Source organism: Arthrobacter sp. AFG20 (assembly GCF_002892795.1).
Lineage (GTDB): Bacteria > Actinomycetota > Actinomycetes > Actinomycetales > Micrococcaceae > Arthrobacter.
In genome coordinates this window covers 18,764-32,028 of sequence record NZ_PJMC01000017.1, presented here as the reverse complement: position 1 = coordinate 32,028, position 13,265 = coordinate 18,764, and the positions used below count along the sequence as shown (strand labels likewise).

9 protein-coding genes are annotated in these 13,265 nt (G+C 68.2%); 4 read left to right on the top strand and 5 right to left on the bottom strand.

Annotation, left to right across the window (positions count from 1 at the left end; translation table 11 throughout):
* Positions 1–277: 277 nt before the first annotated feature.
* Positions 278–1,633 carry a 4-aminobutyrate--2-oxoglutarate transaminase gene (gene gabT, locus CXZ05_RS17830; RefSeq protein WP_102973859.1) on the bottom strand — a complete coding sequence of 452 codons (1,356 nt, stop codon included), beginning with the start codon at positions 1,631–1,633 and terminating at the stop codon, positions 278–280.
* Between the two features lie 36 nt (positions 1,634–1,669).
* The gene (locus CXZ05_RS17825) at positions 1,670–3,100 is read right to left on the bottom strand and encodes an aminobutyraldehyde dehydrogenase (protein ID WP_102973912.1); all 1,431 of its coding nucleotides are present in this window, start codon (positions 3,098–3,100) and stop codon (positions 1,670–1,672) included.
* A gap of 142 nt (positions 3,101–3,242) precedes the next feature.
* Between CXZ05_RS17825 and CXZ05_RS17820 the strand changes: the two genes are divergently transcribed.
* A complete protein-coding gene (locus CXZ05_RS17820) occupies positions 3,243–4,679 on the top strand; it encodes a PucR family transcriptional regulator (protein ID WP_102973858.1) in 1,437 nt (478 codons plus the stop codon).
* 59 nt (positions 4,680–4,738) lie between these two features.
* Here the strand turns inward: CXZ05_RS17820 and CXZ05_RS17815 are convergent, their stop codons facing one another.
* The 3 genes from CXZ05_RS17815 to CXZ05_RS17805 are packed head-to-tail and all read right to left on the bottom strand — an operon-like array spanning position 4,739 to position 9,787.
* Positions 4,739–5,422 (bottom strand): alpha/beta fold hydrolase, encoded by a 684-nt coding sequence (locus CXZ05_RS17815; RefSeq protein ID WP_102973857.1) that lies wholly within the window; start codon positions 5,420–5,422, stop codon positions 4,739–4,741.
* A 16-nt stretch (positions 5,423–5,438) separates the two neighbouring features.
* A complete protein-coding gene (locus CXZ05_RS17810) occupies positions 5,439–8,093 on the bottom strand; it encodes a PEP/pyruvate-binding domain-containing protein (protein ID WP_308411009.1) in 2,655 nt (884 codons plus the stop codon).
* Between the two features lie 11 nt (positions 8,094–8,104).
* Positions 8,105–9,787: a CYTH and CHAD domain-containing protein gene (locus CXZ05_RS17805; RefSeq protein WP_102973856.1), complete on the bottom strand. Its 1,683-nt coding sequence runs from the start codon at positions 9,785–9,787 to the stop codon at positions 8,105–8,107.
* 140 nt (positions 9,788–9,927) lie between these two features.
* Here CXZ05_RS17805 and CXZ05_RS17800 point away from each other — a divergent pair, with 140 nt between their 5' ends.
* The 3 genes from CXZ05_RS17800 (at position 9,928) to CXZ05_RS17790 (ending at position 13,170) form a co-directional block, all read left to right on the top strand.
* Positions 9,928–11,211, top strand: a complete 1,284-nt coding sequence (locus CXZ05_RS17800; RefSeq protein ID WP_102973855.1) for a CynX/NimT family MFS transporter — start codon at positions 9,928–9,930, stop codon at positions 11,209–11,211.
* A gap of 6 nt (positions 11,212–11,217) precedes the next feature.
* Complete coding sequence (locus tag CXZ05_RS17795; protein ID WP_102973854.1) at positions 11,218–11,898, top strand: FadR/GntR family transcriptional regulator; 681 nt, start codon at positions 11,218–11,220, stop codon at positions 11,896–11,898.
* Between the two features lie 144 nt (positions 11,899–12,042).
* Entirely contained in the window at positions 12,043–13,170 is a 1,128-nt protein-coding gene (locus CXZ05_RS17790; protein ID WP_374754674.1) for an AI-2E family transporter, read from the top strand.
* Positions 13,171–13,265: the final 95 nt, after the last annotated feature.

The window sequence follows — 13,265 nt, the reverse complement described above, 5'->3', positions numbered from 1 at the left end:
TCGCGGCGGCGCTCACCGGCCTGCGGCGTGAAGTGCAGTGGTGAGGATGACTCTACCGCGGCGCCCTCGCTGGCGGGCGGGAACACAACGGGAGTACGACGGCGGCAAGAACGACGGCGGGCCGGGCACCTTTTGGTACCCGGCCCGGCGTCGTCGTACGGCCCCAGCGCGAACGGACAGTTAGGGCCCTGTTTCGCGTGGGCGGGGGCCCTCAACTGTCCGTTCGCGCTGGAGGATGGGGCCTCAACTGTCCGTTCGCGCTAAAAGAAGGAGAGAACTATGCGTTGGCCTTGATGGCTGCGGCGAGCACCTCCAGGCCGTCCAGCAGCAGCTCGTCGCTGATCACCAGCGGCGGCAGCAGGCGGATGACGTTGCCGTAGGTTCCGCAGGTCAGGATGATGACGCCTTCCTTGAGGCAGGCGGCAGCCACGGCCTTGGTGAGCTCCGGGTTGGGCTCCTTCGAACCGGCCTGGACCAGCTCGATGGCCAGCATGGCACCGCGGCCACGGATGTCGCCGATGACGGAAACCTCTTCAGCGAGCTCGCGCAGCTTGCCGACGGACAGGTCCTCGATGTGCTTAGCGCGGGCGTTGAGGTCGTACTCCTGCATGGAGCCGATGGAGGCCAGTGCGGCGGCGCAGGCCACCGGGTTGCCGCCGTAGGTGCCGCCGAGGCCGCCCGGGTGGACAGCGTCGAGCAGGTCGGCGCGGCCGGTGATGGCGGACAGCGGCATGCCGCCGGCGATGCCCTTGGCCATGGTGATGATGTCCGGAACGATGCCCTCGTGGTCCACCGCAAACCATTCGCCGGTGCGGCAGAAGCCGGACTGGACCTCGTCGGCGATGAAGACGATGCCCTTTTCCTTGGCCCAGGCGGACAGCGCCGGCAGGAAGCCCTCAGCTGGGACGATGAAGCCGCCCTCACCCTGGATCGGTTCGATGATGATCGCGGCCACCTGGTCGCCGCCGATCTGCTTCTCGATCGCGGTGATGGCGCGCTTGGCGGCCTCGGCACCGGTGATCTCGGGGTTTTCCTCGCGGAACGGGTAGCTCATGGGCATGCGGTAGACCTCGGGCGCGAACGGGCCGAAGTTGGTCTTGTACGGCATGGCCTTGGCGGTCAGCGCCATGGTCAGGTTGGTGCGGCCGTGGTAGGCGTGGTCGAAGGCGACGACGGCGTCCCGGCCGGTGGCCAGGCGGGCCACCTTGATGGCGTTTTCCACGGCTTCCGCGCCGGAGTTGAAGAGGACGGTGCGCTTCTCGTGGCTGCCCGGCGTGAGCTTGTTCAGCTGCTCGGCGACCGCGACGTAGCCCTCGTAGGGGGTGACCATGAAGCAGGTGTGGGTGAAGTGCTCCACGGCCTCCTTCACGGCACCGACGACGGCGGGATCGGACGCGCCGACGCTGGTCACCGCGATGCCTGAGCCGAGGTCGATGAAGGAGTTGCCGTCGACGTCATGGATGATGCCGCCGTCGGCGTCCGCGACGTAAACGGGAACGCTGGAGGCGACGCCGGCGGCGACCACGGCCTTGCGTCGTTCGGTCAGGGCCACGGACTTGGGGCCCGGGAAGTCGGCCTGGACGCGGCGCTTCTGCTCGAGGCGGTAGGTGATTTCTGATGCTGTTGCGGTCATCGTGATTCTTTCTTTACTGAATGGGCGCCGGCGGGATTAAGCATCAAGTGCGGACATGACGTGCTTGATGCGCGTGTAGTCCTCGACGCCGTACATGGAGAGGTCCTTGCCGTAGCCGGACTGTTTGAAGCCGCCGTGGGGCATTTCGGCGGTGAGGAGAATGTGCGTGTTGATCCAGACCGCACCGAAGTCAAGGTCGCGGCTGAGCCGCATGGCCGTGCCGTGGTCGCTGGTCCAGACGCTGGAGGCCAGGGCGTATTCGACGTCGTTGGCCAGCTCCACGGCTTCGGCCTCCGTGCTGAACTTCTGGACCGTAATGACCGGGCCGAACGTTTCCTTCTGCACGATGTCGTCCGTCTGCTTGGCGCCGGTAATGATGGTGGGCTCGAAGAAGAACCCCTTCTCCCCGGAGCGGTGGCCGCCGGTTTCGATCCGGCAGTGCACCGGCAGCGAGTCCACCACAGAGCTGACCGCCTTGAAGTGGTTGACGTTGTTCAGCGGGCCGAAGTAGTTGTCCTCGTCGTTCTGGGAGCCGGTGTGCAGCGTCTTGGTGTGCTCCACCATGGCCGCCACGACGTCGTCGTGCACCGAATCCTCCACCAGCACACGGGTGATGGCCGTGCAGTCCTGGCCGGCGTTGAAGAACGCGAACTCGGCGATGGCCGCGGCGCTCTTCTTGATGTCGGCGTCCTTGAAGACGATGGCCGGTGCCTTGCCGCCGAGCTCCAGGTGCGCGCGCTTGAGGCCCTTCGCGGCGCCCGAGGCGACGGCGATGCCGGCACGCACGGATCCGGTGATGGACACCAGGCCCGGCACCTTGTGCTCCACCATCAGCGCGCCGGTTTCGCCGGTGCCGAGGATGACGTTCAGGACGCCGGCCGGCAGGATGTCCTTGGCCAGCTTGGCCAGGACCAGGGTGGACTCCGGCGTGGTGTCGGAGGGCTTCAGAACCACGGTGTTGCCGGCCGCGAGCGCGGGGCCGATCTTCCAGATGGCCATCAGGAACGGGTAGTTCCACGGCGCCACCTGGGCCACGACACCGATCGGCTCGCGGCGGACGAAGGACGTGTGGCCCTCGAAGTACTCACCGGCGGACTTGCCTTCGAGGATGCGGGCGGCACCGGCGAAGAAGCGCAGCTGGTCGGCGCCGGCCGCCACTTCCTCGGACGCGATCAGGGAGCGGACCTGCCCGGTATTGCGGTGCTGGGCATCGACGAGTTCGTCACTGTTGGCCTCGATGGCGTCGGCGAGCCTCAGCAGCATGAGCTGACGCTGCCCGGGGGTCACGTGCTTCCAGGTCTTAAAGGCGTCCTTGGCGGCGGCCATGGCGGCGTCGACGTCAGCCGCCACGGAAACGGGTGACTTGGCCACCACGTCGCCGGTCACGGGGTTCACGATGTCGATCAGGCCCGTGCCGGCAGGCGTGACGAACTCTCCGTTGATGAAGTTCTGCAAGGTTTGAACCACGGTGTACAACCTCTTTCGTCCTGAATAGTGTGATGCGGCTGACTTGAGCCTATTCCAGCCCGACACCGCGGGGAATAGCCACCTGCACACCCATGAACCGGCGCTTTAGTGCGATCGGCCAGCCTCCCGCTACCCTTGATCCATGGCAATTTCCCTCGCGGCGCTGCTGGCCGTGCAGTCTCTGGGACTCAAAAAATCCGGCCTCGCGGAGACCACTTCGCACCAGGACATCCACTGGGTGGCTGTCACCGAGCTGGAGGACCCGCAGCGCTTCCTCAACGGCGGCGAACTCGTGCTGACCACCGGGCTCCGGATGAAAAGCGCGCCCGAACAGCGCCGCTTTGTCCGCCAGGTCCAGCGGGCCGGTGCCGTGGGGATCGGGTTCGGCGTGGGGCTCTCGCACGACGCCGTCCCGCCGGCTTTGGTCGCCGAGGCGAACCGCTGGGGGCTGCCGGTTGTCGAAGTGCCATACGGGACCCCGTTCATCGCCATCAGCAAGCTCGTGGCGGACGCGCAGTCCGCCGACCACTACTCGAAGCTTGAGCGGCTTATTGCCGGGCACCAGATCCTGGCCCGCGCCCTGCTGACCGGCGGCGGGCTGGCCGAACTCCTGCGGCACCTGGGGGGCATGCTCCGCACCGAGATCGCGCTCACGCAGTTCACCGCCCAGCTGTACAACAGCGGCAGCGAAGCGCCCTCCGCCGATTCCTGGACCACGTACCCCATCCCCACCGGGCGCCGCGATGCGTGCACTCTGTGGGTGAAGCAGCCGTTCGAGGACTCCGGCATCATCGGCTACGCGCAGAATCTCATCAGCGTGGAGCTCAACAACATGGTCAAGCAGCGCCAGGCCGAGCGGGCGCTCTGCGGGCAGGTGCTCGAGGATGTCATCCACGGAACCCTGGACCCCAGCGAGGCCCAGCGCCGCCTCGCCGGGACGGGAATCAACAGCACGCGCAAGAACGTGGTGATTCTGGCCGGTTCCGAGGCGCACCACAAGCAGCTGGTCAGCTCCTCGCTGCCGCAGACGCTGGATCACGCGGTGACCGCCGTCGTCGGAAAGGACCTGGTGACGGTGGTGGCCGACGACGGACGCGGCGCCACCGCCATGGCCAGGAGCCTCAGCGACCACCTCGCAGAGGCCGGGATCCACGCCACCATCGGCATCGGCGGTGCTTACACCAAGCCGAACGGCCTGCGCTGGAGCTACTTCGAGGCGCGCGACGCAGCCAGCCACGGGCTGCCGGTGAATGAACCCGAGCGGCTCAGCCTGACCTCCCTGCTCCTGGCGAGCGAGGACGTGCCGCTGGCGGACATGGCCAACGAGTCACTGGACCCGCTCCGCAGCTTCGATGCCGCCCATGGCGCCGAGCTGATGGCCACGCTGGAGAGCTACCTGAACAGCAATGGCTCCGTTGCCGCCGTCGCCGAGGCCCTCACCCTCCACCGGAACACGGTCCGTTACCGGCTGGCGCAGATCACCGAGCTCACCGGGTACGACCCTTCCGTCACCGCGGACCGGGTGCAGCTGTGGCTGGCCCTGGCGGTGGCCCGGCTCGGGGCGCGGCACGCCGGCTGAGCAAACATTGCGCGGCACGCGTCTGAGCGGGCCGACAGCCCTGTCCCAGGATCCGCCCGTCAAAGGGATGCGCGGGCAAAGCCGTCCAGCCGCGTTGCGAGTCCAACCGGGTTGCTCAGGGCGACCAGGTGCCCGCCCGGGATTTCATCAATTCCCAAGCCAAGCCGTGCCCGGACCACCCGGCGCTGAAAATCCGCGGGGAAAAAGCGGTCATCGCGGCCAACCAGGACCCTGGTCGGGACATCCGGCCAGCGGTCGATCCCGCAGGGCTGCCCGAAGGGCGTTTCGGACGGCGCGCGCTGCTGGCCGTCGCCCGCGGCGATTACCTCCGGGGGAACGTCGTGGAGGAAGTGCACGCGCTCATCGAAATCGCCGGTGCGTCCGTTCAGCCTGTCATTGAGCTCCCGGGCCTGGGGCTGGCCGGTGGCCTCCCACCACTCGCCCGGCGTCTCACCCGGAAGAGGAACCATCGGATTGAGCAGGACGATCAGCTCCACCGGCACGCGCCCCGCGACGACAGGGACCGTGAAGGCGCCCATCGACTGGCCCACGAGCACCACGTCGCGGTGATCACCGACAGCCGCGACGACGGCGTCGGCGTAGTCCTCCAGTCCCAGACGGGGGTCATCCTCACGGATGTCGACTGCAATGGCCTCGTGCCCCAGCCGTTCCAGCTCCGGAACCAGCCGGTGCCAGTACCAGCCCATTCCCCCGGCGCCCGGGACAAGAACGAAAGTGCTCACACGTCCTCCTGCCATGTCATGCCTCCACCACGACCGTCCCCGCGGCTCCGTCCACGGTCACGGAATCCCCGGTTCGAATCCGCTTGGTTGCGTCGGGGACACCGACGACGGCGGGAATCCCGTATTCGCGCGCCACCACGGCACCGTGGGAAATGGGTCCGCCCATTTCCATGACCAGTGCCCCGGCGGTCATGAACAGCGGCGTCCATCCAGGATCCGTCGACGGCGCAACGAGGATTTCGCCCGGCTCCAGGTGCGCACGGGCCGGGTCCAGGATGACCCTTGCCTTGCCTGTGACGGTGCCGGCCGAGGCCGCCGTCCCCACCAGGGTGCCCGGCCGCAGCTGCCCGTCCGCGGACGACGCCGCACCGGCCTGCGCAACCATGGCTGCTTCGACGTCGGTGCCATCGGAAAGCAGCACGCGGGGGATGCGCCGGCGCCGCATTTCGCGTTGGTAACTCTTGCGGCGTTCAGCGACGGGTCCGCGGAGGTCCGCGCCCCGCAGACCCACGCGGGCTTCGGTGAGGTCCAGGAAGAAGACGTCGTCCGGTACCTGGATCCGGCCCGCGTCCGCGAGTTCCTCACCCACCTGCTGGAGCTGGCGGCGGAGGACGGCGAAGGCCACAATGAGCCGGAACTTGGGGTACTCGCGCATGCCAGCGGTTTCCCGTGCGCGCCGCAGGCTGTGGGCAACGATCCTGCCGAACAGCCTGCCCCTCGACCGGGCGGCGCGTGCGGCCAGCTCGGCTGCCTTGGCTTCCGCGTTTTCTGCGGCCCGCCGGAATACCCGGTCCGGCGCGAATGCCGGGTCCGCCAGCTTCAGGTAGTTGGCCAGGGCGTTGATGATGTGGGCGGGGTCCTCACCCCAGCGCGGAACGCCGAGGTCAATTTCTGCCACGGCGCGGTGTCCGTACCTGGCGAGGAAGCCGCGCAGCGCGCCCTGGCAGGCGGCAGGCAACGATCCGGCAGCGTAGCGGCCGGCGAGTATCTGGGGCTCTTCCCCGGTCAGTGCGCGGACCGACTCCGGGTCCTCCCGGATTGAGGTGACTGTACGCCAGAGCTCCAGATCCATCTCCGTGGTCACATTGTGCGGCAAGCCGCGCAGTACGGCCTGCAGCTCACCGGCCTCCGCAAGCCGGCCCAGCAGCAGCCGGGCGAGACCCAGCCAGACATACCCGGCGGCCGCAGGCGGCAGTACCCGCATCACGGCGGGCGTGATCTCCTTGGTGAGGATGCGTTCCACGAAATCCAGCCGCCGGGCGCCGGAGGCCGGCTCCGGCAACACCAGCATCCGGTCCAACTCATGGTCCGCTTCCCAGACCCGCTCCAGCGCGGCGGCGGGATTGACCATCGCGCGCAGGACCTGCCCAACCAGGCCAAAGGGCGGCGAGGCCCGGAGCCCCGCCTGCAGCGACGCCAACTTGGGTGCCCTGGTGAGGGCGAAGCGTGGGTCGGCCGCCAAATGGGCCAGCACATCCACAGACCTGGCATCCGCCACTTTCATGGCTCTCAGCAGGCCGCGCCTGCCGCCCTTGCTCCGCAGCAGGGACGTGACATCCACAAACATGCGCATGCCGATCTGGGCGGAACGGTAAGCCGCCGGTCCGTTGCCTGCCGACCGGGAGCTGTCGCTCATCAGGGTGAAGGATGCCAGTCCCATGGGGGTCAGCGGGCGGGTCAGTCCCTGCAGCAGGCTGGCACACAGGTAGGCGCGGGCGCCGCCGTCGTGGTTGTCAGGCTCGGGCAGGGGAAACAGCGCAGTGATCGGACGGGATTGCACCACCCGGATCCCGCCGTCCGGCGCGATGGCCCACTCCACGTCCTGCGGCTCGCCGTAGAGTTCTTCTGCAAGCATCCCGATCCTGGCCAGCGAGCGGACCTGCTCATCCGTCAGGCACGCCTGGCGGCCACCGTCCTGCCGGCGCAACAGCCGTGTCCCGCCACCGGGGGCTGGCCGGATTTCGGTGCGTTTGTCACCCAGGCTCCGTTGGAGAATCTCTCCGGTGGCCGCGTCAACCGTGAACTGGTCCGGGTTCACAGCCCCGCTGACCAGCGCCTCGCCGAGCCCGGGCGCTGCGTTGATGACGGTTTCCCTCCTCCGGCCGGTCAGCGGGTTTGCCGTGAACATCACGCCGGCCACGTCGGCGTCGACCATTTCCTGGACAACGACGGCGGTGCTGATCGAGTGCTGACCGATCCCGTGGTCTGCCCGGTAGGCCACTGCCCGGTCCGTCCACAGAGAGGCCCAGCAGCGGCGGACCGCAACCAACAGCCCGTCGGGGCCGACGACATTGAGGTACGTGTCCAACTGGCCGGCGAAGCTCGCTTCGGGAAGATCCTCGGCGGTGGCGGAGGATCGAACGGCCACCGGGGTGTCCCCGCCCAGGCCTGCGTAAGCGGCAAGGATTGCTTCGGTAATGTCCCCCGGTATGGGAGCCGACTCCAGCCTGCCCCGTGTCTGCTCCGCCGGCTCGGAAGGTTGCACTCCTGCCGCGGCCGCCGCCTGCCCATAGGCCGCGGTGGTGACGCAGAAGCCACGCGGGACCGGCATTCCTGCGGCCAGGAGGACACCGAGGTTGGCAGCCTTGCCGCCCACCTCAGGCACCATGTCCGCGTCCACGCGGGCCAGGCTGATGACTGTGTTCCCCCGGCGCGGTGCATGCTCATCCACCGGCCGCCCCGCTATCCCACTCCGCGCCGAATTGCCTTCCGGGACTTCCGGTACGCCTTGCGGTACTTGGCTTCGGCTTTGGCGGCGCTCTTCCGCTCCCGCTTCAGGAGCGAGCCGTAGGCCGCCAACACGGGCTCGGGCAGGTCCGGGCCGCCGGCGAGCTTTCCCAAAAAGATCCGCGCCATCACACCGTCGTGGTGGTCGCCGAGGATTTTCTGCTGTTTATGCGCGGCCTTGGCGAGCTTCGCCGCGCGCTTGCCAAAAACCGGATCGACGGTCTCGGCGGCATGCCTCAGCCGTTTGGCGTCCTTCCGCACCTGGTGCAGCGCGGTTTCGTGCGCCGTAGCGCCTTTGAGCTCCATGCCGCGCTTTTCGCCGGCGTCGTCCTTGTCCTGCAGAGCCGCCTTGTGGGCCCGGCGCAGCCGTTTTGCCGACTTGCCCACCAGCTTGCGGGCGGCCTTGCGTGCGGGTGCCGCAGCGGCCGGGCGGACGGGCGGGTGGTCACGGAAGTCTTCGAGGTCGTCGAGGAGGCGGAAGTAACGGTCAGTCAGGAGCACCTCCTGCGTCTTGCGGTAACCGGCCTCCAGCCTGGTGACCAGTTCCCTCTCGATGCGCCGCCTCACTCCGTCGGCCGCTTCCCCCGGCGGGAGCTTCTCGGCGTGCGTCCGCAGCCGGTCCAGCATGACTTCAGCATCACGCGGCGTGCCGAGGATCCGGCCCAGCCACTTGAGCTCGTCGCGCAGCCTGCCCACCGCTCCGCCGCCGTAGAGCTTCCGGTAAACCGCCAGGGCCGACCGCATGCGGCGCGTCGCCGAGCGCATCGCATGGATCGCGTCGGGCTCCTCCAGCCGCACCCGGGCGTCGTTGGCCAGGATTTCGCGGACCTGCCCGTCCAGGTACGCGCTGACGACGGCGGACGCCGGCCACTTCTTGCCCCGTTTCCTGCCGCCGGGCTGCTTTACGCCACCTCCAGCTGCCGCCGTGCCGTCAGCTTCGGCAGTCCCTTCAATTTCCTTGCCCTTAGCTTTCGGCGCTGCCTCGCCCAGTACGCGCTGCAGCTTGGACTCGTGCCCCGACGGCCGGGCACCTGCCGCGGACAAGACCGCTGCGGCTGCCTTGAACACCTCCGGCTGGCCGTGGACGAGCTCGAGTTCCCATTCGCGCCACTGCTGCTCCCGGCCGGCCGACTCACCTGCCGTTTCCTGGCCCGCGCCCTGAAGGAGTTTGGCGTCCACGGTGTCATCGGCAAAGTCGGCGAGGTGCACGCCATCGTCCCCGTACAGGGCAAGTGTGGTGCGCCGCGTGCTAACGCGGGCTACGGGCACGGGATCCGATCCGCGGAGGTAGGCGTGCAGGTGGGCCAGCAGTTTCCCCGGAACGACGTCGGCCTGGCCCAGCGGGGCGTGAATCTCCCGGCGGGCTCCCGGCCTCTCTTCCGATGTGGTTGCGGCGCCCGCCACGGGCTCAGGTGGCAGCTTTACATGCCAGCCGGCGTCGGCTCCGCCGCTCCTGCGCCGCAGGGTGATGCGGCGGACGGCGAGAACCAGATCCTCCGTGTCGAAATACACGGCTTCCAGCTCAGCATCGTGCGGCTCCCCCACGCGTCCCACACCGGGGATGGCGGCGAGGTCGGGCAGCTCCTTGCCGGCGTCGACGTCGTACTTTTTCTCCGTTTCAAGGCCTTCGGCGGTCATGGCCGGACGGCGTCCTTTCCCCTGCCGGGTCCCTGCGCTTGATGCGCCTGCTGGCCTGAGTCTATGCCGGGCCGGAACGGCCCGCGAGAGTTTCCCCACAAAACTCTGGACATCAAACGTCAAACGTCTAACGTTAAGGAATGGCGATCACTTCCTCGGCACCCCCGACCACGGCCACGTATCCAACCAAGCCGCGCACCGCCGTCGTCGCCGCCGTTATTGCCCTGGTCCTCATCGGCCTGAACCTGAGGGCCGGCATCACCGGCGCCTCGGCGCTGCTGCACGACTTGCAGCAGGTGCTGGGCTACGGGCCGCTGGTCGCCTCGCTCATCCCGTCCATTCCCACTCTGTGCTTCGCGGTGGCCGGTGCCGCGACGTCGTGGCTGACCGGGAAGCTCGGCGTCGAGAAAGCCATCCTGCTCTCCCTCGGCATGCTGGCAGGCGGGCTGCTGCTCCGGGGCATTCCCACCACGGGAATGCTGGTGGCGGGGACGGTGGTTGGGATGTCCGGACTTGCTGTCTGCAACGTGTCCATGCCGTCCTTCATCCGGGAGCACTTCGCCGCACGCACCTCACTCATGACGGCCGTCTACACGGTGACCATGACCAGCGGCGCCACCGTCATGGCCATAGCCGTTGTTCCGCTGTCGCAGGCGCTGGGGTCGCCGTCGGCCGGGCTGGGCACCATCGGGGTCCTCGCCCTGTCCGCATTCCTCGGCTTCCTGCCCGTGACGTTGCACGCCCACCGCAACACTGCCCGGAAAACAGCCGGACACATCTCCCCGTGGCCGCTGCTGCGCACCAAGACCGGGCGGCTGCTCACCGGCATCTTCACCCTGCAGGCACTGCTGGCCTACGCGCTGCTCAGCTGGTTCCCGTACATGCTCACCACCATGGGCCTCAGTGCGGCGGACAGCGCCCTCATGTTCGGCGTCATGCAGCTGGTCTCGGTACCTGCCGGAATGGTGCTGATCGCCCTCGGGTCCCGGCCGCGAATGCTGCGCCCCGCCGTCTACCTGGCTACCCTCACCATGACGGCCGGCATCGCCGCGCTCCTCTTCCTTCCCGTGTCGCTGGCCATCATCCCGGCGGTGCTGCTGGGCTTTGGGCTGGGCATCTTCCCCCTGGTGATGGTGATCATCAGCCGCAGCGGGCGGAGCACCGCCGAGACCACGGCACTGTCCACGCTGGCCCAATCCAGCGGCTATCTTCTGGCCACCGTCGGGCCATTCGGCATGGGCCTGCTGCACAGCGCGACGGGCAGCTGGACACTGCCGCTGGCGCTGCTCCTGGTCATTGCCGTGGTGCAGATCGTCGTGGCCCACCTGCTCAGCAGCCGCCGGGCTGCCGGAGTGAGCGCCACCGGTACCGGTGCTGCGGGGGCCAACGCTGCCGGAACCGACGCTGCCGGAATGAAAGAATAGGACGCCATGACCCTGAGCACCTCGCACCGCCCGCCGCTGGCGGAGGAAGTCACCGCCAAACTCCGCGAAATGATCCAGACGGGCGAGTGGCCGCTGCAGCAGCGCATCCCGTCCGAAACCGAGCTCATGACCGGACTGGGCGTGTCCCGCGGGACACTCCGCGAGGCGGTCAAGGCGCTGGCCCACAGCGGGATGCTCGAGGTCCGTCGCGGCGACGGGACCTACGTCCGTGCCACCAGCGAAATCTCGGGTGCCGCGCGCCGGCTGTACAAGGAGCACACGGACGAACACGTCCTCGAGGTCCGCGTGGGACTGGACACGCAGGCGGCCCGCCTTGCTGCCCGGCATGCAACGGCCGACGACGTTGCCGCCATGCGCGTGCTGCTCACTGAGGGTGAGGAGGCCTGGCGGGCCGAGGACTTCGCGCGCTGGGCCCGCGCCGACTGGGGCTTCCACGAGCGGGTGGCACAGGCCTCCGGCAATCCCCTCCTGCATGAGCTCTATGTCAGCTTCGGTGACGTGTTCCACGCCGACCTGCTGAAGCAGCACCGGCGCCCCGGCTTCAACGGACTGCCGCAGGCGGGCCACGGCGAGCTCGTGGATGCCATCGAAGCACACGACGGCGAGGCGGCCGTGGCCAGCGTGCACCGGAACCTCAACTCCTGCGCGGAGTGGCTGCGGGAGTAGCGGGCTTCGCCCCAACAGGAAACATCAGTAGGCTTACTAATCAATCCAGTCGACTGATTGGCCTGATGAGTAGGAGTTCCGATGGCCCGAACAGCCCCACTGTCCGAGCAAGATCCATCCCAACAGCTCGCGTCCGGTCCGCTCATGCCCCGCACGGCAGCCCGGCAACAGGAAAACAAGCCGCCCCGGGAGCTGTGGTCCGACAACCTCGGCAGAGTGGGGATCCGGTGCGCCCAGGTCCTGCTGGTTCTTGCCGTGGCGGCCGTGTCCGTGTACGGCCTCCTGCAGGTCCGGCTGCTGGTCATTCCGGTGCTGATCGCCCTCATCCTCGCTGCCGCCATCGGCCCGTTCGTCAACCTGCTGCGGCGCCGCGGACTGCCCGGCGGGGCCGCCACGGCCGTGGCGTTCGTGGCCCTGCTGCTCCTGCTGGCGGGCGTGGGCACCGTAATCTACTTTTCTGTCCGCAGCCAGTGGGGCGAGCTGGTCCAGCAGGCCTCCGAGGGGCTCGACGAACTTGAGACCTTCCTCCTCTCGGGCCCGGTTCCCATTGACCGCGAGCAGCTGAACCAGGCCCGGGAGGGCGCCGTTCAGTTCGCCACGAGCAGCCAGGTCCGGTCCGGCGCCATCACGGGCCTATCCGTGGTCACGGAGTTCCTGGCCGGCGCGAGCCTCATGGTGGTGATTCTGTTCTTCTTCCTCAAGGACGGCGCGAAGATCTGGAATTTCCTCCTACGGCCCTTCTCCGGGGAACGGGAAGCCAGGCTGCGGCGCGTGGGCAAGCGGACGCTGGAGGTCCTGGGCGGTTACGTCCGCGGTACGGCCATCGTTGCATTGGTGGATACCGTGGCCATCGGCGCCGCGCTGCTGATTATGCAGGTGCCGCTGGCCATCCCGCTGGCCATCATCGTCTTCATCGGCGCCTTCGTTCCCCTCGTCGGGGCAACCGTGGCCGGGATCCTCGCCGCCCTGGTGGCGCTCGTCGCCAACGGCCCGGTCGTGGCGCTGATCGTGGTAGCAGTGGTCATCGCGGTCAACCAGCTCGAAGGCGACCTGCTGCAGCCGATCGTCATGGGCAAGTCGCTGCAGCTTCACGCCCTCGTCATCCTCATGGCCCTGACAGCGGGCACCATTTTGGCGGGCATCATCGGCGCCGTCCTGTCCGTGCCGCTGGCGGCCGTGACGTGGGCGATCATCCAGGTATGGACGGCCGAGGACCCGCACCTCCAGGACATGAACCCGGATCTTCCGCCGGTGAACAGCCAGCCGACCTAGACACCCCGCTGCAGCGGAGGTGAACCGAGCACGACGGCGGCCGGGCACTTTGGTGCCCAGCCGCCGTCGTACATTACTGCCTCAGAGCCCGCTAT